The following is a 25,273-nucleotide window of genomic DNA, read 5'->3' on the forward strand; positions in this document are numbered from 1 at the left end:
CCCGTACCGGCTAGCCGAGGGCCGGGTGGAACGCCAGCGCGGTGCTGTCCGACGGGTCTGCGGCGAGGCCCCCGTGAGCCGTGACGGCCACCGGAGCCACCCCGGGCGACACTTCCCTGTCCGTGCCGGTGCGCGCGTCGAGGACCACTGCGGCGTCGTTCACCGTGCCGTAGACCGCGCCGTGCCACGCGGCTGTCATCCGCGGGGCGCGGCGACCCGTCGCGGGCAGCTGCCACAGGTCGTCTCCGGTGGTGGAGTCCAGGGCGAACAGCGGCTGCGAGTTGCCGATCGCGCACACCGTGACCGCTGCCTCGTCGTAGGAACAGCGCAGCCCCGCCCCGTACTCGCCCTTCGTGCGGTTGACCAGAGTGCCGTCCTTCTTGATGAGCGTGTAGAAACGCTTGCCGTCGGTCTGCTTACCCACCGCGACGATGAAGGACGGGCCGCCGGCGGCGAGTTCGGCGTCGGCGACCGAGAGCGCCGACCAGCGCTTGGCGCCGTCGAGCATCGCGAGTCCGGTGATGGACCGGCGGTAGCCGGTGTCCGGGGCGGTGAGGCCGACGACGGTGTCCCCCAGCAGTGCCGAGGCGTCGAAGTCGTTGTCGCGCCAGAGGGTGCTGCCGGTGCTGACGTCGACGGCCACTGTCACCTGCTTGCCGATGCCGAGCACCACGGCGGAGCCGCGACCGCCGATCGCGCGGACGTGGTCGCGGGCGACCAGGCTGAAGTCGCCCTCGGCCGGTTTGGCGTCCACCGTGATGGTCTTCGTCAGCCGACCGTCGGTCGCATCGATCACGAGCAGCTCGACGGCCTGCCGGGCCGCGACGGTGCCGGAGGCGGGGATCTCCACCGCGTACGGCACGACCACCGCGGGCCGTCCGGAGAGGTCGAGCAGCACCGGCCGGTGCCCGGCGGCGGCCGGGTTGCGGGTGATCGGTGACTGCTGGGGCGTGAGCACCGACAGGCGGCGTCCGCTGCTCACCTCCACCACTGTGGTCTGGGCGTCGCCGGCCATGAACGCTGTGGTGCCGTGCAGGAGCACGTCGCCGGGGCGGGCCTCGCCCAGCGCGGTACCGGTGGGCGAGAACCGGGTCGGCGGGTCGAACGTCGGCATCGAGGGGGTGGCGGCGGGGGCCGATGCGGCCGGCGGTGACGGCGGGTCGTCCTTGCTGCACGCGGCGGTCGTCGCCGCGAGCGCAACAATCACCGCCGCCGTCTGGAGCCGCACTCTCACCACTGGATCCCCGTCTCCCGCGATCGTCCCCGGCGCCGAAGCATAGCAACGGGCATCGATCAGAAGGGTGTTCGCCGAGGTCCGCTGCCGTGTCGGCCGGTCGACGAGGGCCGGATCGGCGGTTACGCCGTTGCGCCGGCTTTCCGGCCTGTCGTGAGTGGACAGGTCGATCTATGCTCAGCTCTGCACGCACCGTGAGCGGATTCGGCAGCTGCCACCGCAGGGCGTGCCGGTGCAGTCGTGCGTTCGGGGGAGGGCGCTGCATGAGTCTGCTGTGCGTGGACCGCTGGGGCGCCACCGGTGCTGCCGCACGCCGCCAGCCTCGTCCTGCCAGTCGCGTCGACGAGCGTCCCATGAGCTACGAGGCCATGACCTTCCCCACTGGCGTAAGGATGTTGGACATGGAGGCAACAAGGTGACGAAGGTGTCGGATTCCTGGGGATGCATGCTCAGCACGCACCGATACCGCTGGAACGAGCGGGACGAATCGGTACGGGAAAACCTCACCTTCGCTGAACAGGCCGCCCTGTCCCGCAGGACGCTGGCGGGCGAGGGCGACGCCGAGCCACCGCGATCCGTCGAGATCGCCAGCACCGAGGCGCTCGTGGCCGCGTCCCTGCTCCGGGAGTTGTCGGCCCGGCTCCGCCACGACGTCACCACCGACGCGGTGAGCACGGACGCCGTGCAACTGGCCGACGTGGCCGACGAACTCGTCGCCCGGCTCTACGCAGCGACGGGAATGCGTGGCTGACCGTCGCCACCACCGCGCGCAGGTCCCGCGCAGATTGGCGTACGCCTCGGCGACATGGATCCGGCGCGACCGCGCGCCGGACGGTTCCGGTGCCCTGACCGCCGACCAGGTATCCGCAGACACCAGAAGAGGGCAGCAGAGATGACAGTGCCATTGCCGCCGGCCCGGGCGGAGGCGCAGACCCGGCCGTTGAACGTGCTCACGCTGTGCGACAAGTGGATCGGCGGCGGCCCGATCGCCGTCAACCGGGAGATCTCCATAGCGCTCGCGGAGCTCGGGCACCGGGTGACCACCCGGGTGAGTGTCCCTTCGCCGTCGCATCCCCTGGTCGACATCCAGGTGCTCGACCCGGTCCCCGGGGTGTCCGACACGCGGGCTCAGTTGCTCCGGGCGGACCGGCTGCCGGCGGACGTCGACGTCATCATGGGCCACGGCCGGTTCTCCGGTGGGGCCGCCTCCTACCTGCGCGACAACTTCTACCCGCACGCGAAGGTGGTGCACTTCGTCCACGTGACGGCGGACGAGATGGACCGCGGCCGCGGCGAACCGTTGGAGTCGAACCAGCACACCGAGACCGAGCGCGCCCTGGTGTCCCGTGCCGACCTGGTGGTCGGGGTGGGCCCGCTGCTGACCGACGAGGGCCGCCGCCTGGCCCGGATGTGTGAGAAGCCGCCGCCGGTGGTGCAGATGACCCCCGGGGTGATCCTGGAGACGCCACCCCGGTACGACCCCGAGCAGACCCGGCTGAACCTGCTGGTCTTCACGCGTACCGACGACCGCCTCAAGGGGGCCGACATCGCCGCGGCCGCGGTGGGCGAACTGCACAAGCGCGGCATGGACGTACGGCTGACGATGCTGGGGGCGCACAAGTCCGACGTCGCGGAGCAGGAACGCGTGCTGTCCGACATCGCCGGCTTCCCGGTCCGGGTCCGGGGTTACACCTCCGACCCGAGCGTCATGGCCGCCGAACTCCGTGGGGCGGACATGGTGATCCACGCGGCACGGCACGAGGACTTCGGCCTGGCCCCACTGGAGGCGGCCGGGCACGGTGTGCCTGTCCTGGTCGGGAACCACACCGGAGTCGGGATGTTCCTCGGCGACCCGAAGGAGGTGCCTGCGGCTCTGGGCGCACCGTCGGTGGTGAACACGCGGGGAAGCTCGGAGGCGACACTGCCCACCGTGTGGGCCGACCACGCCGAGGCCGTCCTGAAGGATCTGCCGGAGGCCCGGCGTCGGGCCACCGACCTGCGGGAGCACCTCGGGCAGAACCACACCTGGCGGCACGCCGCCGAGGGGGTTGTCGAGAACATCCGGACCCTGGCGCCACCCACGCGCAGCACCACCGCCGCCGCGACTGCCGCGTTGCAGGTCGCTCACCAGCAGGCTCGTCCGCCGGCCGTGGCGCCCCGCCGGCCGCAGGGATGGCAGGAGGCCTTCCGGCCGGGACGCGGCCGGTGAGCGAGACAGGAGCCGCTGGCCGCGACACGGTGAAGCCGTGGCTGTTGCTCGACATCGACGGGGTCCTCAATCCCACCGGGGACCATGCCGACCGTGGCTTCACACCCCACGACCTGGACGGCCACCAGGTGCAGCTCAACCGCGAGCACGGCGTCATGCTGAACGCCCTCGACCGTGAGGGACTTGTCGATCTGCGCTGGGCGACGACCTGGAACGATGCCGCGAACGCCTACGTCGCGCCCGTCGTCGGCCTGGCTGACCCGCTGCCCGTCCTGGTCATCGACCGGGCTCTGGCCGGCCCGGTGCCGTTCGGCGTGAACTGGAAGGCCGCGAGCGTGCTGGCCGAGGCGGACGGCATGCCGTTCGCCTGGCTGGACGACTTCTTCACGGACCCCGACCGGCGGTGGGCCGAGGCGCGTGTCCTCGACACGGGCGTACCCACGCTGCTCGTGCCGATCGACCCGGCCGTCGGGTTGCTCCCCGACCACCTCGATCAGGTGCGCTCATGGGCCCGAAGCGCCTGCGGTCCCGGAGTCCTCACCGGCGCGGACCTTCTGGAGCGTACGCCGCACCTGGCTGCCGATCCGGTGTCGCGGGAACGGGCGGAATGGTTCGCGCGCACCTGCAACGCCCTGCCCGGCGAGGCGGCCGGCCTCGACCGGAGGGACCTCACCGTCTCGCTGTGGGACCGCTGCGCGACAGCGGTCACGGCCGAGCACAGCGGTGAGCCGCACGGGGTACGCCCCACCGACGAGTTCGTTCGCCAGTCCTTTCGCCGGTTCCTTCGCGGCGACGGCGCGGCAGCGATGGTCTGGGCCGACCGGGCGGCCCTGCGGGCCACCCACCCCGAGCGTGGTGCCGTGGCGCACGCCCAGGACTCGTACCGTCTCGTTCTCGAGGACCCGGCCGACCGCGACGCCGGCCGGCGGATCCAGCTGCTTGTCGATTCCGCAGTGGCCGACCTCGGCATCAGCCCGGACATCCAACGCACCCACCGCTCGGTCCTGATCGGATCGCCCGGCCCGCTCGTGCAGGTCTCCGTCCGCGCGGACCGCGACGACACCTCCAGTGACCTGACCGTCGCCTTCGGTCACGGCGGTCGCGCCGAACGGGTCCCGTACGATCAGCTGCTACGCGACGGTCCGGACGCTCTGTTCGAGCGGGTCGCGGGAGTGGCCAGGTCCGTGGCGGAGATGCAGGAGCGCCGGCCCGCCGCCGTCGCCTACCTGCCCAGGCCCGTCGCGCGCCGGCAGCAGCAGCCGCACCAGTCGACACCGGCGGTGCGTCCACAAACGTCACCACAGCCATCAAGGGGCAGGCGATGACATCGGAAAGTCCGAGGCACGAGGGCGGTGCCATCGATGAGGCCCGGCAGGACTACGAAGCTCTGAGCACGGTCGGCGAGCTGTTCCCCGGCACCGCTCTGGCGGAGAGCAGCAGGCAGCTCGGGCAAGGCGGTGACTGGCCGGAGAACCTGAGCGAAACCCCGCTCGTCATCGACGCCGCCTCCGCCTGGGGGCCGGGCACCGTCCTCGCGGTGGCGGCCGCCGCGCGTGCCGTTCCGCAGCTCGCCCTGGTGCTGGTGGCCGACGAGCCGGCCCGGTCGGCGGCACGTCGCCTCCTGGACGCTGCTGGCCGCGCCGAGGTCACTGTCGTGAACCGGCCCCCCGACGTGTCGTCAGTCGTCCGGTCCGCCTGCGGCGACAGCGGGCAGCCGATCCGCTGGGTCAGCTTCGGAGAGCCTCTCCGCCTTGCGCAGCTGATCCAGCACGATCCGGATCTCGCCGGCCGGTTGCGTGTCACGCAGGCTGCGGGCAGCGGAGTGCCGGCGAGCGCCACGGCCGCTCGTACGGTGCTGAACGCGGTGCGGGAGAGGCGGCTCGCCGCGCTCGACCTGGTGCTCACCGGGCCGGGAGACGCCGGGCCGTCCATCGACGGCAGCCGCCGCCAGGCCATGGCGCTGGCCGAGGCGCTGGACGACACTGTCGACAGGTCGGATGCGGCAGCCGTGCTCAGCGACTCCGTCGCCCTGAGCGCCGCCGTGATGTTGCCCTTCGTCGACGTGGATCAGGCGGGCACCGAGGTCGACGGCGAGGGCGTCTTCCAGCGCGGCCACGACGGGGTGCGCCTGTGGTGGGGGACCGTCGAGGAGTACGACCCGCTGGTCCGCTGGCTCACCCGGGTCGTCGAGCCGTCGTCAACGGCGTCGCGGCCCGACCGAGGGGAGTGACAGGTGTCGGCCACCGAGGACTTCTCCGGCCTCGACGCAATCTACGAGGCGTACGGGCTGGAGTCGGCGAGCGACCGTTCGGCGGTCGCGGAGGCGTACGCCGTCTTCCGTGAGCACCACGGGCCCTATGTCACCTCCATCGCCGCGGAGATGCTCGATGACCTGCGGGCCTCCGTCGACGCCGACCCGAACACGCGGGTCGTCTTCGTGGGACGGGACGGCTTCAGCCTCGGCGTGGCAGTTCGTGCGATGGACCCTGACTTCTTCGACGCGCACTGCCACAACGTGGTGCTCTCCCGGGCACTCGCCGAGGCCGCGGTCCAGGACAAGGAGAAGAACAGCGGGGCCGAGTACCCACAGCTCCAGCCGTACCGGGAGATCTCCAAGTCGGTCGACGACCGGGACATCGACGGCGCCTACCAGCGACTCACCCGGTACCTGCGGGGCAACGGCATTCCGGTGGGCAAGGAAGGCAGCAGCGTCACCTTCGTCGACAGTTGTCTGAAGGGGACGATTCAGGAACTGTGCGCCGCGGTCTACCCCAAGACCGAGTTCACCGGCCGGTACATGTTCTACAAGGGCATCGAAGGTGATCCGCATCCCGGGAGCAAGAAGGGATATGCCCTGCACCTCGAGGGTGGCATCGGCGGAGGCCTGAAGACGCTCCCGGACGATCCCGCTCTCACCTTCGCCAGCATTCCGGCGATCCGTGTCATCGAGAACGCGTTGCAGGGCCCGCTGAGTAGTCCGAAACGGATCAAGGACGATGCGCCCGACCAGACACGTCTGATCGACACCCCGGACCGGACGTGGGGATGCAATCCCGTGCTGATCGCCGAGCCCTACCGCACTCCCGCCGTACGGGAAGCCAGCAAGGTCGCGGCGTTGCTCGCCGTCCACGACAGCGCGGTTGACGTCAGGAACGGCACCCCGCTCGACAGCGCGGCGGTGCGTGAGCAGTTCACCATGCAGGTGCGTTCCTGGATCAACCGCAGTGACGATGTGGAGCCGGGACTGAACCGGATACTGGACAGCTTCGTCCACCGCGACGACCACCGCCTCGTCCGCCGCCTGGACGACCTCATGCACGAGGCACGTCTTCCCGAGGACACCCGGACCCAGTTCTGGACGAAGTTCGACGAGGTCACCTCGATGGACGACAAAAAGAACTTCATCGAACAGTTCCGGAACGTGACCCAGCGGGGTCCTGACGTCGGCCCGCCGCGCGGGGAGATCGACGCCCCGCACCGCCGCGCCGAGAAGGGCCAGCCGTGGCTGCAGGGCATCGCACCCGTGGCGGGCGGCGCGGTGTCTCAGGTGCCTCCCCAACGGGCACGGCCGTCCGGCAGCAACGCTCCGGGGCGGATCTCCGGCGGTACGCCGCACACCGGGCGGCCCCGGCGGCCCGACGCTCCGAGCCGCTGACCGCCCCGGCAGAAAGAAGTCCCGCCAATGCCTACCGATTCCGGCCTCGCCGCCGCGTACCCCCGGCTGTTCGCCCCACAGCGGTGGGAATGGGGTGGCCTCGACGCCCAGTTCACCACCGAAGCGCCGGCGGACGCGCTGGTCACCAACGTGCACGTCGTAGGGTTCAGCGGCGACCAGGTGATCCTGTGCCGCGACGACCGCGACGTGTGGTTCCTCCCCGGGGGCACGCGCGAACCCGGTGAGAGCGTCGCGGACTGCGTCGGGCGGGAGCTGCTGGAGGAGGCGGGCGCGGTCCTCACCAGCCCGCTGACCGTGGTGGGCGCGCACCACTGCGTCACCGACCGTCCGCTGCCGTACCGGCCGCATCAGCCGCACCCGGAGAAGGCGTGGCTGTGGTGCGTCGCGGACGCCGCGATCGTCCAGGCGCCGACGATGCCGGAGGACGCGGAACAGATCGTCGAGGTCCGCGCGGTGCCGGTCCCCGAGGCCGCCGTGTTGCTGCTCACCGATCAGCCCTGGCTTCCCGACCTGCTCATGCTCGCCGTGGAGACGCGTAGGCGCACTGAGCATGGCGGTGATGTCGCCGCCCGATAGCGCCGTCCCGTGCGGTACACGTAGCCCGCGAGCGGCAGGCGGGCGCACACAGAACAGCCCCCTGGTCGACGATTGTCGATGATCAGGGGGCTGTTTAACTGCTCAAACTCTGTGCGCCCGAAGGGACTCGAACCCCTAACCTTCTGATCCGTAGTCAGATGCTCTATCCATTGAGCTACGGGCGCTCGTGCTCAGCCAGTGTACACACCCGGCTTTCGCGCGGAGACTCCGGGATTCGAACCCGGGAGGGGCTTTAAGACCCCAACCGCATTAGCAGTGCGGCGCCATAGACCAGACTAGGCGAAGTCTCCCTGGTGATCCGCAGACCACCGCGCCCGAGGATACAGGTCGCCACCCACCGGGAGCAAAACGACTTCCGGTGTACGACCGCCAGCGCTCCCCGCCGCCTGTGCCGCCTCCCTGTGCGACGGTGTGATCGGGACTACGCTCCATCGATATGCAGGAGCAGCAGCCGCCCAGCGAGCCGACCCGCCAAGAGCCTGCTGACCGAGTGCGCAGGCGCTCTCCGCGGGCCACTTTTACGCCGCCCGCAGCCGCCGAGCAGACGGCGGAGAAGACCGAGCCGACGTCCGGGCCGGCGGCGGCTCCCGCGCCACCTGGGCAGCGTCCTCGACGGCCCCGACCCGCCCCGGCGGTGCTTTTCCAGCCACCGGAGCCGGAGCGGGTCCTGCCTCGACAGCCGGGCAGCAGCGAGCCGGTTCCGCCGGCCGAGGTGACAACACCGACCGGGCCGACACGTCCACCGCAGCCGGTGACACCGCCCGTACCGGACGAACCGGCCGGGACCACCAAGCCGGCCGCGACGCGCCGGCCGGACGAGGCGTCCGGCGCGGCGCAGAAGGACGGGCCGGCGCCTGGAGCCGGCCCACAGCAGCCGGCGAACCCGTCGAAGCGGACGCCGCGCGCCACCTCCGCGCGTCCGGCGAGCACCCGCAGGAAGGCGCCGGCCGGCGATGTGACTGCCACGACACCGCCCCCGGCCACCCCCGCCCCGACGACCACCCCGACCAGACGCACCGCCGCACCTGCCAGGAGCACCGCCACACCGGCAGCCAAGAGCACCGCCGCACCGGCCAAGAGCACCCCCACACCGGCCAAGAGCGCCGCCGCACAGGCCAAGCGCGCGGTCGCCCCTCGCAAGACCGCCGTCTCGAAGAAGGCAGCACCCCCGGCCGAGCAGTCGCCCCCGATGATCGCCACCGCCCCGGCGACGGGGCCGTCGATGGCGGTGCCGGCGTCGGGGCGTACCCCGGAATCGGACCTGCGGGCGGTGATCGCCCGCCTGCGCGACCACCCGGGCTTCGCACCGGAGCTGCTGGCTCTGGAGGCGGTGCGGGCGCTTGGTCCGGGCGCCGCCGAGTGGGCCGAGCGGCTGCGGGCCCGCTATCCGGACGCTCCGGCGGACGGCGTGGCCCGGCTGGCGACCCGGCGGTACGTCTGGGCGGCGGGCGCGGGTGGGGCGGCGTCCGCGCTGGCGGGGCTCTTCGCGCCGCTGGCGGAGTTGGGCTCGGTGCTCTGGACCCAGTCGAACCTGGTGCTGCACCTGGCGGCGGCGTACGGCCGGGACCCGGCGCATCCCGACCGGGCGGCCGAGCTGCTGGTGTTGACCCAGGTGCATCCGGACGCGGCGAGCGCCGAGGCGGCGTTGGCCGGTGCGCGGGCGGCGCACGAGCCGGTGGAGGGGACGTGGCCGAGGGCGGCGGAGGCGGCGTGGCGACTCGCCGCACCGCTCACCGCGCAGGCCGGAGGGTGGCTTGCGCTGCGGTTGGCGTCCCGGTTGTTGCCAGGCGCGGCGGTGGTCGCCGCCACATTGGGCGACGCGGCGGCGACCGATCGGCTCGCTGCCCGCGCGATCGCTGCCTACCGGCCGCGTCAGAGCCAGCTGAACCAGTCGCGGGGCAGCAGCGCGTAGCCGACGAAGGCGACCACGTCGAGCACTGTGTGCGCGATGATCAGCGGTAGCACCCGGCGGGTACGCAGGTAGAACAGGCTGAAGATCACGCCCATGATCGCGTTGCCGACGAACGCGCCGAAGCCCTGGTAGAGGTGGTAGCTGCCGCGCAGCAGCGCGCTGGCGGCGACGATCGCGGCGAGCCGCCACTGGAGTTGGCGCAGCCGGGTGACCAGATAGCCGACCACGATCACCTCCTCCAGCACGGCGTTCTGCACTGCGGAGAGGATCAGCACCGGAACCGCCCACCAGACGTGCGGCAGGGCCGCCGGCACCAGCGTGGCGTTGATGCCGAGCTGTGCCGCCGCCCAGAACAGCGCCAGGCCGGGCAGGCCGATAAGCGCGGCCAGGCCGGCACCCCGGGCCAGGTCCTGGCCGGGCCGCCGCGCGTCCAGGCCGAGGGTCCGCGCCGGGTCGCCGGGGTCGCGGCTGAGCAGGTGTACGGCGAGCAGCACGGGCAGCAGCGCGAAGACGATGCCGAGGAGCTGGTACGTCAGGTCGAGCCAGGGTCGGGCCGACGCCGAGGTGTTCAGTGCGGCGGTCTGCTTGGAGAGCGGCCCCTCGGCGGTCAGCTTCGCGATGATCGAGACCACCGCGTAGACCGCGGACTGGCCGAGGGAGAGGCCGAGGACCAGCAGCGTCTCGGTCCCCAGTACTCGGCGGGACACCGGGCGGGTCAGCTCAACGGTCACCGCACCACTCTGCCCGACGGACGGCACCGGGGGCACGGCCGATCGGCCGGCGTGAACCGATCGCACATTCTGTGCGACCGGTGAGCACGCTCCGTGGAGATTCTATGAGCGCCCGATCCGCTGCCGTCTGGAGAAGGAGCACCGGTGGACAACGTCGCACGGTTGCTGAAGGAGAGCTGGACCCTCGTCGAGGAGGACCGGGAGCGGCTGAGCGGGCACTTCTACGCCCGGCTGTTCCTGCTCGACCCCGCCCTGCGGCAGCTCTTCCCGGTGCAGATGAACGGCCAGGGTGACCGCCTGCTGGAAGCGATCATCACGGCGATCCACACCGTGGACGATCCGGAGAGCTTCGACGAGTTCCTGCGTGCGCTGGGCCGGGACCACCGCAAGTACCACGTCGACGACAAGCACTACGCGACGATGGGCGTCGCGCTGCTGGACGCGCTGCGCAGCACCGCTGGCGACGGCTGGAATCTGGAGTACGACCAGGCGTGGCGGGACGCGTACGCGGCGATCGCGGCGAAGATGACGGCCGGGGCGGCCGACGACGACAACCCGCCGTTCTGGCACGCCGAGGTGCTGACCCACGAGCGGCACGGCCCGGACATCGCCGTGCTGACCTGCCGGGCCCTGCAACATCCGCTGTCCTGGCGGGCGGGCCAGTACGTCAGCCTGGAGCTGCCCCGCTTCCACCCGAGGGTGTGGCGGAACTACTCGGTGGCGAACGCCCCGAACGACGACAACGTGCTGGAGTTCCACGTGCGGAGCCCGGGCGCGGGTTGGGTGTCCGGGGCGCTGGTGCGCCGCGTACAGCCGGGGCACCTGCTGCGCCTGGCGGCACCGATGGGGTCGATGACCCTGGACCGCTCCTCCGAGCGGGACATCCTCTGCGTGGCCGGTGGCGTCGGGCTGGCGCCGATCAAGGCGCTGGTCGAGGAGTTGGCCAGCTACAACCGGACGCGCTGGGTGCACGTCTTCTACGGCGCCCGGCACGCGACGGACCTGTACGGGCTGGCTGGCCTGCAGGAGTTGGTGGCCGCGCACCCGTGGTTGTCGGTCACGGCGGCGTGCAGCGACGATCCCGACTTCGACGGCGAGTTGGGCGACATCCCGGACGTGGTGGCCCGGTACGGCCCGTGGACGACGCACGACTGCTACGTCTCCGGTTCGGCGCAGATGGTTCGGTCGACACTGCGGGTGCTGGCCGCCGACGAGGTGCCGCCGCCGAACATCCGCTACGACACGTTCGGCGATCTCTAGACGTTCCTCCCCCCACACCGGGGCGCGTGCCCCTGCCCCCTGGGGCACGCGCCCCGGCCCCCGCCCTGGTCAGTAGCGCCAGGGTTGGCCGGTCTCCCGGTATTCCTCCACCGGCACCAGCGGCACGCCGGGTGCCATCCGGTCGACGTAGAGCCGCCCTTCCAGGTGGTCGATCTCGTGCGCGACGAGCCGGGCCATGCCGAACTCGAACGACGTGATGATCCGGCTGCCGTCCCACCGGGCGTGTTCCACGTCGAGTCGCAGCGGTCGGGGCACCAGACCGCGATGGTCGAAGAAGGAGAGGCACCCCTCGTACTGCTCGTCGGTCTCCGGGTCGGCGTCCACCACCCGGGGGTTGAGCAGGACCACCGGTTCCGCCGACCGGTCGGGGGGTCGGACCACTGCGGCGGCACGGCCGATGCCGAGCTGCGGTGCGGCGATGCCCACTCCCTTGCTGAACGGGTGCAGCTCGTCCAGCCGGGACAGGGCCATGGTGAGTCGGTCCACGACGTCCCGGGCCACCTGTTCGTCGCCGGGCAGGTCGAACTGCCGGACCTGCTGGCGGAGGAGGTCGGCCCCGCGCTGGACGATGCCGATCCCGCGCATCCGCTCGCTGGGGCGGACCCGGGTGCCGCCGGGGCCGACGTCCGGGTCGCTGTCCGGCCGGGCCCGGAAGCGCCACTGCATCCGGTAGCGGGCGTTGAGCGGCGGGGCGTCGGTCTGCCAGTCGTAGATCGCCCGGTCACCCTCGTCGCGACGCTGCGGCGCCGTCCGAAGCGGGCCCTCCTCCGCGGAGAGCGAGGTCTCCACGCCCCAGACCTGCGGGTCGAGGACCGCCGGCAGGTCCAGGCGTACGGCGAGGTGCCGGGTGGGCAGCCGGACGGCCCGCTGGAACCAGGGGCCCCACTTCTCGTGCCCGACGCTGTACGCGTACTCGATGATGGCCCGGTCCCCGGGGTAGAGCGGGAAGCGCCGTTCCCCGTTCTCGAAGAGCAGCCAGATCTCCTTGAACGCGTCCCGGTCGTGTTTCGCCCGCCAGTGCATCGGCTCCGGGTCGCCGGCGTCGTCGTCCCGACGGGCCTGTAGTTGCAGCTCGGCGAAGGTGAGCGGGTGTTCCCGGTGGTGCCGGTTGGAGCGACCGGGGTCGTTCGGGTAGCGGTCCACCGCGACGCGGACGAGGTAGCGGGTGACCGGTTCGGTGCCGGCGTTGTAGAGCTCGCGGCGGATGACGCACCGGTAGGCGTCGTCGGTGTGGGTGAGGGTGGCCAGTTCCCGTTCGACGACGAGGCCGGTGCCGGGAGGCAGCCACTGACCGGGCAGCGGGGGCTCGCGGTGCGGTTGGCCGGAGCGGGCGTGCCGGAGGTCGTCGTACTCCCGGAAGCGCTGCCAGATCGCGCCGCTGGCCTCCAGGACGGCCTCGGCACGGCGGGCGAAGTCCTCGGTCGGGCGGTGTCGGCGGCCCTCGACGTGGCTGACGTAGGACGGGTCGAACCCCATCAGGATGGCCAGCTGCTTCTTGGACAGGCCCCGCCCGGCGCGCTGGCGGGCGAGCTCGGCCGCGAAGGAGTCGGCAGCCCGTTCGAGGGGTGACGTCGTCATCGGCTTCCTCGTGGCCGGGAGTATCAGTTTCACGTTCCGTGGCGAAGCGCACACGCATCTGCCACCTTGTCGACACAACGCTTGACAATCCACCGACGGTGATCGATCCTGCGGCGGCGTTTTCGGAGGCCGGGTGCGGGTAGTACGCCGGGGCGCGGAGCGCTGCTCCCGCCGGGAGCCGGAGTGACCCGGGCCTCCCGATCCGACCGAGGCAAGGCTTCCCTTAGGCCGCCAGGCGTGGTTAGGCTAGCCTTAGCTCAGGACGGCGCTGGTCGTCCGCCGGGGCGTGCTCCCCGGTCACGCGGACGGGGGATGACACGGTGACAGCGGTGATGCCGAGGCGGGACGTGACCGCCACGCCGCTCGCCCCCGTCACCGCGGCGCTGCGGGCCATGTTCGGCACCGACGACCTTCCCGGTCTCGCCCGCGGCCTGCTTGTCGACGACGAGTTCGGTTGGGCGCCCGCCACCACCCTGATCGACGGCACCCGCCTGCCGGAGCTGCTGCACGCGGCGAGCGTCCGCTGGGGCGGTACCCCACACGCCTGCGCCGCGCTGGCCTGGAAGTCGTACAGCTACTGGACGGCCCTGCCGGTCGTGCTCGGCTGGGCCTCGGCCCGCCGGGTGCCACTGCTCGACCCGTCCGACGTGCTGATCCACTTCGAGGACCACCGGCCCCTGCTCACACTGGGCCTGCGCCACGGCACCACAGTGGCCGTGCTGCCGAGCGACCCGCTGGCGCTCTCCGGCCTGCCGGAGGTACGCGTCGTCGCCGGCGAGGCCGAATTGCTCGCCGAGCTGCGCGCCTCCCTGCTCGACGCCCACCTGGCGCCGCTGATCGCGGCGATCCAGGCGGAGGTGCGGGTGGGCACCCGGACGCTGCTCGGCTCGGTCGCCTCCGGCATCGCGCACGGCATCCTCCGGGCCGCGGACGCCCTGCCGGGCTCGACGGTGCAGAGCATCGACACCCTGCTCGGCGCGCTCGACCTGGCGGATCTGGTCGAGCTGGTGCCCGGCCCGACCGGTGAGCCGAGCGTGCAGCGACGCACCTGCTGCCTGGCCTTCACGCTGCCCAGCCCGAAGGTCTGCCAGGGCTGCTGCGTCCGCCAGGGCTGATCCCGCGCGTCCGACAAGGCTGATCCCGGCGCGTCCGACCCCCGCTCAGTCGGTCAGCGGCCGGACGTCCCACACCCAGACGCCGCCGGTGAAGACCGGTTGGATCCCGGTCAGCTCGGTCATTCCACGCCGCAGTTCCAGCTCGTGCTCGTGCGGCCCGAGGATCACCACGCCGGCCCGCCAGTAGCGCAGGTCGTCGACCGCGTTGACCCGACTCTGCGGGGTGATCGGCGGCACCGCGCCGGTCCGTCGGATGGTGGCGAAGAAACTGCTGGTCGGTCGGGGTGGCGCGGTGAACAGCGCGACCTTCGGCGGCTCCGCGCCCGGGCGGGTGTCCGGTCCGAGGAAATAGCCCCGGGCCAGCGGCATGTCCAGCCGGGTCGCGGCGGACCAGCGCAGCGGCTCGGCGTAGTTGGTGTCCGGCAGCGGCAGGGTCACCACACTGCGCCCACCCGCCACGTACGGCCGCCAGGCCCCGCTGGTCACGAAGGTGGGGACCGGGTCCAACTGGACCACCGGCAGCGGGGTGGGCAGGATCGGCAGCAGGGCCATCGTCAGCACTGTCGCGGTGGCGAAGCGGATCTGCGGGCGGGCGGCCGGGCGCGTACGGGCCAGTTCGCTGGCGCGTTCGGCGCCGTAGGCGAGCAGCACCCCGATGATCGGGGTGATCGCCAGCGCCCACCGGGTCGGCACCACCGAGTGCAGGATCGGCAGGTTCTCCAGCGCGGCCCAGGGCCCCGGCACGCCGGTGCCGTGACCGGCGAAACGGATCTCCCGCCCGAGTGAGAGCACCGTGAAGAGCAGCCCGAGCCCGGCCAGCGCGAGCACCACCACCGAGCGCCGCAGCCACCAGATGAGGGCGACCACCAGCACGAGCAGCGACCAGCCGAAGAAGCTGTTCTCCTCGGTCGGGTTCTTGGCCAGCCCGGCGGCGGTGCGCGGGCTGCCGGCCAGCGATTCCCGGGAGTACGCGACGAACGAGGCCAGGTCGCTGGAGTAGCCGCGGATCAGGCTGGACAGCCCGGAGTAGGCGCCGGGTCCGAAGAACTGCACATACAGCGGGTACGCCAGCAGCAGACCCGCGACCACTGCGGCGACGGCCAGGCCCGCGAGGAAGGACCGGGCCCGTGACCGCAGGGCGGGGCGGCCGATGGCCAGCGCGCCGACGATCACGCCGAGCCCGATCGCGGTCATCAGCAGGATCTCCAGGTTGAGAAACGCCTGCCAGACGACCACCAGAGCGAGCAGCAGCCCGTTGCGCAACCAGCGGCCGGGGTCGGCGAGCCGCAGCGTACGCCAGATGATCAGTGGGACGACGAACTGCGACACGATGTTCGGGTGCCCGTTGGCGTGCGACACCATGGCCGGCGCGAACGCGCAGAAGCCCGCACCCAGCCAGGCCGGCCCCCGGGCTCCGATCAGGACGCGGGAGAGCAGGAAGTACCAGGCGGTGGCGGTGGCGATCATTCCGAGGGTAAGAAAGAGCAGGAATGCCGCACGTGGCCCGAACAGCAGGGTGATCGGCGTCATTGGCAGCGAAATGGATAATACGGACGTATTTGCCATGAGGTTGACACCGTCCGGCACGTTCATCTGATCGGAATGGAACGGGTACGCGAAATGCGTGACCACTCGCGCACCGTGCGCCATCATCCATTCGAACTGTTGCTGGTCGGAGCGGTTGTCCCGCACTCCACTGCCCGGGTCCAACCAGAGGCGGCCGGTGACCCAGAAGGCGAGCACCACGAAGCTCAGCACGGCGGCCAGATCGGTCCACTTCCCGTTGCGGCGCAAGCGATCGCCGCCGCCGGCCCCCTCCACCGGCGACGCGGTGGCCGGGCCGTCGCCGGGCGCGTCCGGTTCGGGAGTAGTCATGACAATTCATAGGGTAGTCAGCGTATGGCGGCACCGTGACATGTTTCGGGGTACTGCCGTACTATGTGCCGGGTTCGCCGACCGCCGATCACGTGCCCACCCCCCGACCGCAATTCGGCCAACCGCTCCCCCGATTCTTCTGCCATCCAAGCGGATGATTCACTCTGTCGGTCCAGGCACGGGTCGAGTTCATATCGTGAGGAATCGACGCATGGCAGAAATCACTGGGGATCAGCGCGTCCAGTCCGAGGTGCTGGAGGGCCTGGCAACGGCCGTCAACCACCGCCGCTGGTTCGTCGAGCTGGCGGTGCCGTACCTCGGTGACGACCCGATCGAGATCGGCAGCGGCCTCGGTGACTACGCGCTGGAATGGTCGCAGCGGCTGCCCCGGTTCACCGCCACCGAGGCCGATCCCGACCGGCTGGTGCAGCTCAAGGAGCGCCTCGCCGAACAGCCCGGCATCGACGTCCGGCAGATGCTGCTCCCGCACAGCGACCGGGGGGACTACAGCGCCGCGGTCTCGTACAACGTCCTGGAGCACATCGAGGACCACGTGGGCGCGCTGCGCAGCATGCGCGACCTGGTCCGCCCCGGCGGCGCGGTGATCATCATCGTGCCGGCGTTCCAGTTCGCCATGAGCCCGGCGGACATCGCCACCGGCCACGTCCGCCGGTACACCAAGAAGACGCTCGGCACGGCCATGACCGAGGCCGGCCTGACGGTGGAGAAGATCCACTACGCCAACGCACTCGGGTTGATCGGCTACTTCATGGCCACCAAGGTCTTCCGGCTGATGCCGAAGGAGGGGCCGATGGTCAAGGTGTACGACACCCTCGTCCTCCCCGCCACGAAGGCCGCCGAGCAGGTCGTCCGACCCCCGTTCGGCCAGTCCGTCTTCGCGGTGGCCCGCGTCCCCGCCTGACCCACCCCGCCCCGCGATCTTGCACTCGACCGTGCACGGACAGTGCAAGATCGCGGGGTACGGCTCACTCCTTGATCTGGTACGTCGGGCGGATGACCGCCCTCGCCAGGGTGTGGAACGTCAGGTTGAAGCCGACGTAGGCCGGGCTCGCGTCCGGGGTGAGGTCCAGGCGGTCGACGTCCAGGGCGTGCACCGCGAAGACGTACCGGTGCGGGCGGTCACCGGGCGGCGGCGCCGCCCCGCCGTAGCCCTGCTCCCCGTAGTCGTTGCGGACCGAGAAGGCCCCGCCGAGGTCGGTGCCCGCCGCGCCGCCCGCGCCGCTGGGCAGCTGCGTGACGTTGACCGGCACGTTCACCAGCACCCAGTGCCAGAAGCCGCTGCCGGTCGGGGCGTCGGGGTCGTAGCAGGTCACGGTGAAGCTCTTGGTCTCGGCGGGGAAGTCCGACCAGGTCAGCTGCGGGGAGACGTTCTCACCACCGGTGCTGCCGTGGGCGTGCCGGGCGTCCATCGGCTCGCCGTTCTGCACGTCGTCGCTCGTCAGCGTGAACGAGGGCACGGTCGGCAGCAGCTCGTACGGGTCCGGGGCGATCGGTCGTTCGAGGGTCATCGGGACGGCGTCCTTCCGGTCTGGGCAGATACCTGCCCTTCATACCCCGTTCCGGGCCGACCAACGACCAGATGCGTCGGTTGTCCGGCGGCACCGGCCGAACGCTATGGTTGGCAGCCCGCAACTTTCCACGGGGGGAATACTTGCTAGGGATCTGGCGCGACTTCCTGGTCGCCGTCGTCACCGCGCTGCGCAAGCCGGACGAGCGGGCGCTCGCCGAGGAGCGCCGACGCGCGGTCGAGCGGCTGGCCGACGAGACGGTCCGTGAGAACCGGCGGACGGTCGACCCACCGGAGTAGCGGTGGCGGAGGGTGTGGGATTCGAACCCACGAAGGCATCGCTGCCTTACCGGTTTTCAAGACCAGCGCCATCGGCCACTAGGCGAACCCTCCCGGACCGCCACCCGCGGGTGTACGGCCGTGGACAGTCTGCCACGACACCCGCCGGCCGGCTCGGCGTCCCTCCCCGAAGCGCCGGTCAGGCGGCGGCCGTAGCGTCCACTGTGGCGGGGATCGCCGCCACCCGACGGAAGTCGGGACACGCGTCGCAGCGTGCAGCGGCGTGATCGACTCGGATTCCATGAAACCGGGGCATCGGACCGTCACAGACACCCCGGTTTCATGGAACCCGGGGCCGAGCGCCGAGCGCCAGGGCCGAGCGCCGACGACCGGAGTGCGCCGGGGTGCGTCTGCGGCCCACGGGCGCGTCGGGTAAGACTGAGGCCATGCGAGCCATCACCGTTCCGCAGCCCGGTGGACCCGACGCGCTGGTGTGGGCCGAGGTCCCCGACCCGGAGCCCGGCCCGGGCGAGGTGATCGTCGCGGTACGGGCCAGCGGAGTGAACCGCGCCGACCTGCTGCAACGGCAGGGGCACTATCCGCCGCCGCCGGGTGCGCCCGCCTACCTCGGGTTGGAGTGCTCCGGGGTGATCGACGCGATCGGCCCGGAGGTGACCGGTTGGGCCGTCGGCCAGGAGGTCTGTGCGCTGCTGGCCGGCGGCGGGTACGCCGAGCGCGTCGCAGTGCCCGCCGGGCAGCTGCTGTCGGTGCCGGCCGGCGTCGACCTGGTCGACGCCGCGGCGCTGCCGGAGGTAGCCTGCACGGTCTGGTCGAACGTGGTGGGGGTGGGCCGACTCGGTTCGGGTGACACGCTGCTGGTGCACGGCGGGGGCAGCGGGATCGGCACGTTCGCGATCCAGTTTGCGGCGGCCCTGGGCGCCACGGTCCTGGCGACCGCCCGCGCGGCCAAGCACCCCCGCCTGCGCGAGCTGGGCGCAGCGCACACGATCGACTACCGGGAGCAGGACTTCGTCGAGGAGGTCCGCAAGGTCACCGACGGTCACGGCGCGGACGTCATCCTCGACATCGTGGGCGCGTCCTACCTGGGCCGGAACGTCGCCGCGCTGGCGACCGGCGGCCGGCTCGTGGTGATCGGGATGCAGGGTGGTCGCAAGGCCGAGCTGGATCTCGGGGCATTGCTGGCCAAGCGGGCGAGCGTCGCGGCGACCGCGCTGCGCTCCCGACCGCTGGCCGAGAAGGCGGAGATCGTCCGGGGCGTACGCGATGAGGTGTGGCCGTTGGTCGAGGCCGGCGCGGTCCGCCCGGTGGTGGACCGGCGGCTGCCGATGGCCGAGGCTGCCGAGGCGCACCGGCTGGTCGAGTCGAGCGACCACGTCGGCAAGGTGCTACTCACCGTCGGGTGAGGCGCGGGGCAGCATGAGGCGTGCGCCGGGGCCCTCGCCGGCCAGCGTGTCCTCCGGGTTGTAGAGGGTGCAGCGTTGCAGGGACAGGCAGCCGCAGCCGATGCAGCCGTCCAGGTCGTCGCGGAGTTTGGTGAGCAGCCGGATCCTCTCGTCCAGGCGGCCGCGCCAGCTCGCGGAGAGCCGCTCCCAGTCCTGCGGGCTGGGCGTACGGCGGTCGGGCAGCGACTCCAACGCCTCGCGGATCTCGTCCAGCGAGACGCCAACCTGCTGGGAGATCCGGATGAAGGCGACCCGCCGCAGTTCGGTGCGGGCGTAGCGGCGCTGGTTTCCGCCGGTGCGGTTGGCGCGGATCAGACCGAGCCGCTCGTAGTAGCGCAGCGCCGACGGCGCCACGCCGGAGCGGACGGAGAGTTCGCCGATGGTCAATGAGTCCTGCATCACGGTCCTTGAAATGAAGTGCACTTCAACTCACACGCTAGTGGCATGGCAACCACACTCACCACCGACAGCAGTGCCAGGCTCCCCGGCCTGATCCGGCGGTTGACCGGCGACGAGAGACACGCGCCGAGCGCCCACTCGACAATCGACGTGATCCAGGTCCTCTACGACCGGGTGCTGCGGGTCACCCCCGACACCGTCGACGACCCGGACCGGGACCGGTTCCTGCTCTCCAAGGGGCACGGGCCGGCCGCGTACTACGCGGTGCTCGCCGCACACGGGTTCATCCCGGAAGCCTGGCTCGACGACCTGGGCGGGCCGGACAGCCGGCTCGGCCACCACCCGGACCGGGTGCTGGTGCCAGGTGTGGAGATCAGCTCCGGCTCGCTCGGCCACGGGCTGGGGTTGGGCGTCGGCACCGCCCTCGGCCTGCGCGCGCAGGGCCTGCTCACCCCCCGGGTGTACGTGCTGCTCGGCGACGCCGAGTTGGACGAGGGCTCCAACCACGAGGCCATCGCGTACGCGGGGGCGACCGGTCTGGACAGCGTCACCGCGATCGTGGTGGACAACTCGTCGGCGACCCACGGCTGGGCGGGTGGCATCGCCGGTCGGTTCACCGTCAACGGGTGGACCGCCGACACGGTCGACGGCCGGGACCACACCGCCCTGTACGCGGCGCTGACCGGGCACCGGCCGGGACAGCCGCACCTGGTGGTCGCCCGCGTCGAGAGCAAGGGATGACAGTCATGCGTACCGCCTTCATCGACACCACCACTGCCCTGCTCGACGAGGACCCTCGCACCGCCCTCGTGCTGGCCGACATCTCGGTCAGCCAGTTCGCCCCGGCGGGCCGGCGGCACCCGGACCGGGTGCTCAACGTCGGCATCCGGGAGCAACTGATGATCGGCGTGGCCGGCGGCCTCGCTCTGACCGGGCTGCGCCCGATCGTGCACTCGTACGCGACGTTCCTCGTCGACCGGGCGTACGAGCAGATCAAGTTGGATCTGGACCACCAGGGCGTGAGCGCGGTGCTGGTCAGCATCGGCGCCTCGTACGACGCCGCGGAGGAGGGCCGCACGCACCAGTCACCAGGTGACGTGGCGCTGTTCGACTCGCTCGGCGACGGCTGGACCGTGCGGGTGCCCGGTCACCCGGACGAGGTCGCGCCGCTGCTCCGGGACGCCGCGGCGGGCGACGATCCGGTCTACCTGCGGCTCACCGAGCAGCGCAACGCCGAGGCGTATCCGGACGCCGACCGACTACGGGTGCTGCGGCGGGGCGGGCCGGACGCACCTCTCGTGGTTGCCGTCGGGCCGATGCTCGACACCACGCTCGACGCGACCGAGGGAATGGACGTGACGGTCGCGTACACCCACACCCCCCGGCCCTTCGACACGGCCGGGCTGCGGGCGCTCGCCGGGACGGACGTGGTGCTGGTCGAGCCGTACCTGGCGGGGACGTCGAGCGCGGTCGCCGGGCACGCCCTGGCGGACGTGCCGCACCGGCTGCTCACGCTCGGGGTGGGCCGGACCGATCTGCGGCGCTACGGCGATGCCGCCGACCACGCCCGCTGGCACGGCCTGGACGCCGCAGGTCTGCGGCGGACGATCGGCGCGTTCCTGGGATCAGCGCGCGGATGACACGGCGGGACGGCGGCGAGCGCGCTCGCGACCGAGGATCCAGATCGCCTCGACGCCGTCCTTCCAGGTGATCTTCTTGCCCTCTTCGCGGCCCCGCGCCCGGTAGCTGATCGGCACCTCGTACGGGCGGATCTTGCGGCGCAGCAGCTTGCCGGTCACCTCGGCCTCCATGCCGAAGCCGCGCGAGCGCACCTCCAGCGACCGGTAGAGCTCCACCGGCATCAGCTTGAAGCAGGTCTCCAGGTCGCCGATGTACGAGTTGAACAGCACGTTGGCCGCCATCGTGACGCCCTTGTTGCCCATCACGTACCAGAAGCTGTAGGCGCTGTGGCTGCCGAAGGTGCGGTTGCCGTAGACCACCGTGGCCCGCCCGTCGAGCACCGGGTCGAGCAGCTTCGGGATGTCCTGCGGGTCGTACTCAAGGTCGGCGTCGAGGATGACCATGAAGTCGCCCTCCGCGCTGTCCACCGCAGTCTTGATGGCCGCGCCCTTGCCCGCGTTGCGCGGGTGGGTGATGACCCGCAGGCGGGCGTCGTCGACGCGACCGAGGACCTCGCCGGTGCCGTCCCGGCTGCCGTCGTCGACAACGACCAACTCGATCTCGCAGGGGTAGTCAACCGCCAACGCCTGCTTGAGGGCGTCTGCGATGCGTTCTTCCTCGTTGTAGACAGGCATGAGGATCGAGAGCTTCACGGGAATCTCCACGGGGGCGACGACACGTCGGGCATAGCCTAGCCCGACTGGTCAGGCCGACGGTTGCCGCCACCGTCGGACAACCGGCGCGACGATTCAGCCAGATGGTGTTTACTTCCGGCCATGTCGGCTGCCGGCTCCCTGCTCGCGGTGCTCCCCGCCGCCTCGTTGCTCCTGCTCACGGTCGCGACGAAGCCCTGCGGGGTTGACGCGGTGGGGCCGTCACGGCTCGCCGTGGTGCGCGCGGCAGTGGTCGCCGGGGCGTACGCGGTGCTCGTCGTCGAGGTGCTCGGCGCGCTGCACGCGCTGACCCGGCCGGCGTTCGTCGCCGCCTGGCTGCTCTTTCTGCTCGCCACCGCGACGGCGGTGGGCCTGCGCTGGCACCGGGACACTCCGCCCGCCGAGGTGCCCGCCGAGATGACGGCCGCGACGGCCCGGCGGGTGCCGGTCGGCGCGGCGGTGACCGCCGGCGCGGGCCCGGAGACGTCCGTCCCGCTCGCCGACCGTGGCCCGTCCGGCGGGCGCGACGCCACGCCGGTCCGGACCGGTGAGGTACGCGCCGGCCTGCGCAGAGCAGCCGAGATCTGGCGTACGGCGAGTCGGGGCGAGCGACTGCTCGGCGGTGGCATCGGCGGGCTGGTGCTGCTGGAGTTGCTTGTCGCGCTGCTGGCCGAGCCGAACAACTTCGACTCGCAGACCTACCACCTGCCCAAGGTCGAACACTGGGTGGCCCAGGGTGACCTGGACTTCTGGCCCACCGCCATCCACCGGCAGGTGACCATCCCACCCGGCGCGGAGTACCTGCTCCTGCACCTGCGCCTGCTCACCGGCTCCGACGCGCTGCACAACCTGGTGCAGTGGGCCGCCGGGGTGCTCTGCCTGCTGGTGGTCGCGCGGATCACCGCGCAGCTCGGCGGCGGCCGGCGGGCTCAGTTGATCACCGCATTCGTGCTGGCCACCACGCCGATGGTGGTACTACAGGCGACCAGTACGCAGACCGACCTGGTCTGCGCGGCGTGGGTGGCGTGCGCGGCGACCCTCGCCCTGGACGGGCTGCGTCGGCGGACCGGTTGGGGCACGCTGCTCGGCCTGGGCGCGGCCACCGGGTTGACGGCGGTGACCAAGACCAGTGGTCTGCTCGCGGTGGGCCCGCTGCTGCTGCTGTGGGGCCTGGCCCAGCTCCGGCTGGCCCTGGCTGACCGCGCACCGGCCGCCGACCGGGCACCGGCCGCCGGTCGCGCACCGGCCGCCGGTCGCGTTCGGTCGATCGGTTCGGTGGTTCGCGTCGTCGGTGGCTCGGCGCTGATCCTGGTGGTGGCGGCGCTGGTGGTCGGCCCGTTCCTGACCCGGGTGACCGCCGAGTTCGGGAATCCGCTGGGCCCCCCACGGCTGCGGGAGTCGATCCCGATGGAACGGCACGATCCGGCGTCGATCCTGGTCAACGCCCTGCGGATCGGGCACACGGCGTTCGACACGCCGCTGGCGCCGCTGCGCAGCGCCAGCGCGGACGCGATCATCGAGGGCGCGGACGTGCTGGGTGTCGACCCCCAGGACCGGGCGATCACCTTCGGTCGGGAGGTCTTTCCGGTGCCCGCCTGGTACCCGGACGAGGACCGGGTGGCGTTCCCGATCGCCGGGGCACTCGCGGTGCTCGGCACGCTCGTCGCGCTCGTCCGCCCGCGTCGGCTCGACCTCGGGCCGGTGGGGCCGCTGCGCTCGTACGCCGTGGTGGTGCTGACCACCGTGCTGCTGCACACCTCGATGCTCAAGTGGCAGCCGTGGGGCAACCGCCTGCTGCTCTACGCCCTGGTCCTCGCCGTGCCGCTCGCCGGCCTGTGGCTGGACGCGCTCCTGCGCCGCCACACGAACCCGGAGCCCTCAGTGCCGGCACGGCGGCGGTCCGTGGCCACCGTGGCGACCGTCGCCGTGTTGGCCACCTCGGCGCTGGCCGGGGTGCTGGCGCTGTCGTACGGCTTCCCGCGCCGGCTCGTCGGCTCCGGCTCGGTCTTCACCACCTCGGACTGGGACACCCGGTTCCTGCGCCGGCCACAGTGGGCCGACGAGTTCCAATGGGCCGCGACAGCGGTCCGCGACAGCGGCGCGCGGCGGATCGGGCTGGTGGAGCAGAACGACAACTGGGAGTACCCGTGGTGGCTGCTGCTGCGCCAGCCGGACGGTGGCTCGCCGAACCTGGTGTCGTTGCAGTCGGTCCTGCCCGAGCGGCCGCCGGCCGACCCGGCCTCGATGGACGCGATCGTCTGCACCGGCAGTCAGCCGGCCTGCGCCAAGCTGGTCCCGGCCGGCTGGCGGTTGGAGTTCCGCGGGTACGTGGGCTACGCCCTGCCGCCCGGCCGCTGATCGCCTGCCGCTCGGGCGCAGCCGCGCAGGGACGGGCCCCCGGGCGTGCACCCGGGGGCCCGTCGCTCACTTGTCGCGCGGGATGAGGATGAGCCGGGCGACGCCCTTGTCGCCGTCCTTGGCACCGGCGACGCCGAGCTTCGCGCCGACCTTGACCTCGCTCGGCTGCACCGTCGCGCGTCGCTCGACGACCCGCAGGTCGTCGCCGAAGGTCCAGGTCATCGTGAACCCGTCGGTGGACTTGACGGTCATCGAGTCGCCGTCGATGGCGGTCACCTCGCCACGCTGCACGGCAACCGTCTGCGTACCGTTGTCCTTGGTCTGCACCACCGCCTCGCCGTGCAGGGTGTTCTTGCGCAGCTGCACGCGGGCCTGGTGGCGCTTGCGCCACTCCTCGCCGCGCTTCTGCCGGTCCTTGTCGCGAGCCGTCGGGGAGGCGCCCGGCGTCGGAGTGGCCGGGGCGGCGACGGTCTGCACGTCCAGGTCGGTGGCGTCGAAGCCCATCGCGGTAAGCGCCTGGCCCTCCACACCCATCGCGGCGGCAACCTCGACCGCGGCGTCCCGCGCGGGCTGGCTGGCCACCTCGGCCGCGCCGCAGCCGCTGACCCCGAGCGCGACCGCCGCGAGCAGTGCCGTGGTGCCGGTGACGAATCCCCAACGTGGCATGACTCTCCCTCTCGTCCGTGGAGCCCTCAGCCTTCCCCG

Annotated in this window: 23 protein-coding genes and 3 tRNA genes; 15 read left to right on the top strand and 11 right to left on the bottom strand. The window is 71.8% G+C overall.

The genetic code is table 11. The features are described 5' to 3' along the window. Positions 1 to 10: 10 nt before the first annotated feature. Entirely contained in the window at positions 11 to 1,234 is a 1,224-nt protein-coding gene (locus ACLQ27_RS12400) for a hypothetical protein (RefSeq protein WP_425866855.1), read from the bottom strand. Positions 1,235 to 1,658: 424 nt separating this feature from the next. Between ACLQ27_RS12400 and ACLQ27_RS12405 the strand changes: the two genes are divergently transcribed. The 6 genes from ACLQ27_RS12405 (at position 1,659) to ACLQ27_RS12430 (ending at position 7,695) form a co-directional block, all read left to right on the top strand. Then, entirely contained in the window at positions 1,659 to 1,985 is a 327-nt protein-coding gene (locus ACLQ27_RS12405) for a hypothetical protein (protein WP_357491958.1), read from the top strand. Positions 1,986 to 2,126: 141 nt separating this feature from the next. Further along, on the top strand, positions 2,127 to 3,443 hold the full coding sequence (locus tag ACLQ27_RS12410) for a glycosyltransferase family 4 protein (RefSeq protein WP_357491956.1): 1,317 nt from the start codon (positions 2,127 to 2,129) through the stop codon (positions 3,441 to 3,443). Next, on the top strand, positions 3,440 to 4,768 hold the full coding sequence (locus ACLQ27_RS12415; protein ID WP_425866857.1) for a hypothetical protein: 1,329 nt from the start codon (positions 3,440 to 3,442) through the stop codon (positions 4,766 to 4,768). The genes ACLQ27_RS12410 and ACLQ27_RS12415 overlap by 4 nt, the downstream gene beginning before the upstream one ends. Beyond that, positions 4,765 to 5,673: a hypothetical protein gene (locus tag ACLQ27_RS12420; RefSeq protein ID WP_357491951.1), complete on the top strand. Its 909-nt coding sequence runs from the start codon at positions 4,765 to 4,767 to the stop codon at positions 5,671 to 5,673. Before ACLQ27_RS12415 ends, ACLQ27_RS12420 begins: the two co-directional genes overlap by 4 nt. Before the next feature lie 3 nt (positions 5,674 to 5,676). Beyond that, positions 5,677 to 7,098, top strand: a complete 1,422-nt coding sequence (locus ACLQ27_RS12425; RefSeq protein WP_425866859.1) for a hypothetical protein — start codon at positions 5,677 to 5,679, stop codon at positions 7,096 to 7,098. A 27-nt stretch (positions 7,099 to 7,125) separates the two neighbouring features. Beyond that, positions 7,126 to 7,695 (top strand): NUDIX hydrolase, encoded by a 570-nt coding sequence (locus ACLQ27_RS12430; RefSeq protein WP_425866861.1) that lies wholly within the window; start codon positions 7,126 to 7,128, stop codon positions 7,693 to 7,695. A 112-nt stretch (positions 7,696 to 7,807) separates the two neighbouring features. On the opposite strand, the gene ACLQ27_RS12435 is transcribed toward ACLQ27_RS12430, so the two are convergent. Next, a tRNA-Arg gene (locus ACLQ27_RS12435) sits at positions 7,808 to 7,880 on the bottom strand. Positions 7,881 to 7,915: 35 nt separating this feature from the next. Next, positions 7,916 to 8,006, bottom strand: a tRNA-Ser gene (locus ACLQ27_RS12440). A gap of 461 nt (positions 8,007 to 8,467) precedes the next feature. On the opposite strand from ACLQ27_RS12440, the gene ACLQ27_RS12445 reads away from it, so the two are divergent. Further along, on the top strand, positions 8,468 to 9,628 hold the full coding sequence (locus ACLQ27_RS12445; RefSeq protein WP_425866863.1) for a hypothetical protein: 1,161 nt from the start codon (positions 8,468 to 8,470) through the stop codon (positions 9,626 to 9,628). Here the strand turns inward: ACLQ27_RS12445 and ACLQ27_RS12450 are convergent. Further along, positions 9,589 to 10,359 carry a CPBP family intramembrane glutamic endopeptidase gene (locus ACLQ27_RS12450; protein ID WP_234582583.1) on the bottom strand — a complete coding sequence of 257 codons (771 nt, stop codon included), beginning with the start codon at positions 10,357 to 10,359 and terminating at the stop codon, positions 9,589 to 9,591. The genes ACLQ27_RS12445 and ACLQ27_RS12450 overlap by 40 nt on opposite strands. Positions 10,360 to 10,503: 144 nt before the next feature. Here ACLQ27_RS12450 and ACLQ27_RS12455 point away from each other — a divergent pair, with 144 nt between their 5' ends. Beyond that, positions 10,504 to 11,619 (top strand): globin domain-containing protein, encoded by a 1,116-nt coding sequence (locus tag ACLQ27_RS12455; RefSeq protein WP_357491898.1) that lies wholly within the window; start codon positions 10,504 to 10,506, stop codon positions 11,617 to 11,619. Positions 11,620 to 11,688: 69 nt separating this feature from the next. Here ACLQ27_RS12455 and ACLQ27_RS12460 read toward each other — a convergent pair whose 3' ends face one another. Further along, complete coding sequence (locus ACLQ27_RS12460; protein ID WP_425866865.1) at positions 11,689 to 13,218, bottom strand: peptide deformylase; 1,530 nt, start codon at positions 13,216 to 13,218, stop codon at positions 11,689 to 11,691. Between the two features lie 332 nt (positions 13,219 to 13,550). On the opposite strand from ACLQ27_RS12460, the gene ACLQ27_RS12465 reads away from it, so the two are divergent. Next, entirely contained in the window at positions 13,551 to 14,333 is a 783-nt protein-coding gene (locus tag ACLQ27_RS12465) for an IucA/IucC family C-terminal-domain containing protein (RefSeq protein ID WP_234582692.1), read from the top strand. Between the two features lie 45 nt (positions 14,334 to 14,378). Here the strand turns inward: ACLQ27_RS12465 and ACLQ27_RS12470 are convergent, their stop codons facing one another. Further along, entirely contained in the window at positions 14,379 to 16,208 is a 1,830-nt protein-coding gene (locus tag ACLQ27_RS12470; protein ID WP_425866867.1) for a hypothetical protein, read from the bottom strand. Positions 16,209 to 16,419: 211 nt separating this feature from the next. Here ACLQ27_RS12470 and ACLQ27_RS12475 point away from each other — a divergent pair, with 211 nt between their 5' ends. Then, complete coding sequence (locus ACLQ27_RS12475; protein WP_357491892.1) at positions 16,420 to 17,130, top strand: class I SAM-dependent methyltransferase; 711 nt, start codon at positions 16,420 to 16,422, stop codon at positions 17,128 to 17,130. A gap of 64 nt (positions 17,131 to 17,194) precedes the next feature. Here the strand turns inward: ACLQ27_RS12475 and ACLQ27_RS12480 are convergent, their stop codons facing one another. Continuing rightward, entirely contained in the window at positions 17,195 to 17,737 is a 543-nt protein-coding gene (locus ACLQ27_RS12480; RefSeq protein WP_234582588.1) for a YbhB/YbcL family Raf kinase inhibitor-like protein, read from the bottom strand. Positions 17,738 to 17,880: 143 nt separating this feature from the next. Here ACLQ27_RS12480 and ACLQ27_RS12485 point away from each other — a divergent pair, with 143 nt between their 5' ends. Continuing rightward, positions 17,881 to 18,036: a hypothetical protein gene (locus tag ACLQ27_RS12485; RefSeq protein ID WP_425866870.1), complete on the top strand. Its 156-nt coding sequence runs from the start codon at positions 17,881 to 17,883 to the stop codon at positions 18,034 to 18,036. Positions 18,037 to 18,039: 3 nt separating this feature from the next. On the opposite strand, the gene ACLQ27_RS12490 is transcribed toward ACLQ27_RS12485, so the two are convergent. Further along, a tRNA-Ser gene (locus ACLQ27_RS12490) sits at positions 18,040 to 18,129 on the bottom strand. 332 nt (positions 18,130 to 18,461) lie between these two features. On the opposite strand from ACLQ27_RS12490, the gene ACLQ27_RS12495 reads away from it, so the two are divergent. Next, positions 18,462 to 19,439 carry an NAD(P)H-quinone oxidoreductase gene (locus ACLQ27_RS12495; protein ID WP_425866872.1) on the top strand — a complete coding sequence of 326 codons (978 nt, stop codon included), beginning with the start codon at positions 18,462 to 18,464 and terminating at the stop codon, positions 19,437 to 19,439. On the opposite strand, the gene soxR is transcribed toward ACLQ27_RS12495, so the two are convergent. Beyond that, on the bottom strand, positions 19,422 to 19,877 hold the full coding sequence (soxR, locus tag ACLQ27_RS12500; RefSeq protein WP_357491886.1) for a redox-sensitive transcriptional activator SoxR: 456 nt from the start codon (positions 19,875 to 19,877) through the stop codon (positions 19,422 to 19,424). The genes ACLQ27_RS12495 and soxR overlap by 18 nt on opposite strands. A gap of 45 nt (positions 19,878 to 19,922) precedes the next feature. Between soxR and ACLQ27_RS12505 the strand changes: the two genes are divergently transcribed. Both ACLQ27_RS12505 and ACLQ27_RS12510 read left to right on the top strand, forming a co-directional pair. Continuing rightward, a complete protein-coding gene (locus ACLQ27_RS12505) occupies positions 19,923 to 20,618 on the top strand; it encodes a transketolase (RefSeq protein WP_425866874.1) in 696 nt (231 codons plus the stop codon). 5 nt (positions 20,619 to 20,623) lie between these two features. After that, complete coding sequence (locus ACLQ27_RS12510) at positions 20,624 to 21,517, top strand: transketolase family protein (RefSeq protein ID WP_425866876.1); 894 nt, start codon at positions 20,624 to 20,626, stop codon at positions 21,515 to 21,517. Here the strand turns inward: ACLQ27_RS12510 and ACLQ27_RS12515 are convergent. Then, complete coding sequence (locus tag ACLQ27_RS12515; protein WP_234582594.1) at positions 21,503 to 22,210, bottom strand: glycosyltransferase family 2 protein; 708 nt, start codon at positions 22,208 to 22,210, stop codon at positions 21,503 to 21,505. The two genes, ACLQ27_RS12510 and ACLQ27_RS12515, sit on opposite strands and share 15 nt — an antisense overlap. A 123-nt stretch (positions 22,211 to 22,333) precedes the next feature. Here ACLQ27_RS12515 and ACLQ27_RS12520 point away from each other — a divergent pair, with 123 nt between their 5' ends. Next, positions 22,334 to 24,568 carry a glycosyltransferase family 39 protein gene (locus ACLQ27_RS12520; protein ID WP_425866879.1) on the top strand — a complete coding sequence of 745 codons (2,235 nt, stop codon included), beginning with the start codon at positions 22,334 to 22,336 and terminating at the stop codon, positions 24,566 to 24,568. Positions 24,569 to 24,634: 66 nt separating this feature from the next. On the opposite strand, the gene ACLQ27_RS12525 is transcribed toward ACLQ27_RS12520, so the two are convergent. Beyond that, a complete protein-coding gene (locus tag ACLQ27_RS12525) occupies positions 24,635 to 25,234 on the bottom strand; it encodes a hypothetical protein (RefSeq protein WP_354857291.1) in 600 nt (199 codons plus the stop codon). Between the last annotated feature and the right edge of the window lie 39 nt (positions 25,235 to 25,273).

This window comes from Micromonospora sp. DT63 (assembly GCF_049841615.1).
In the GTDB taxonomy this organism is placed as follows: Bacteria; Actinomycetota; Actinomycetes; order Mycobacteriales; family Micromonosporaceae; genus Micromonospora.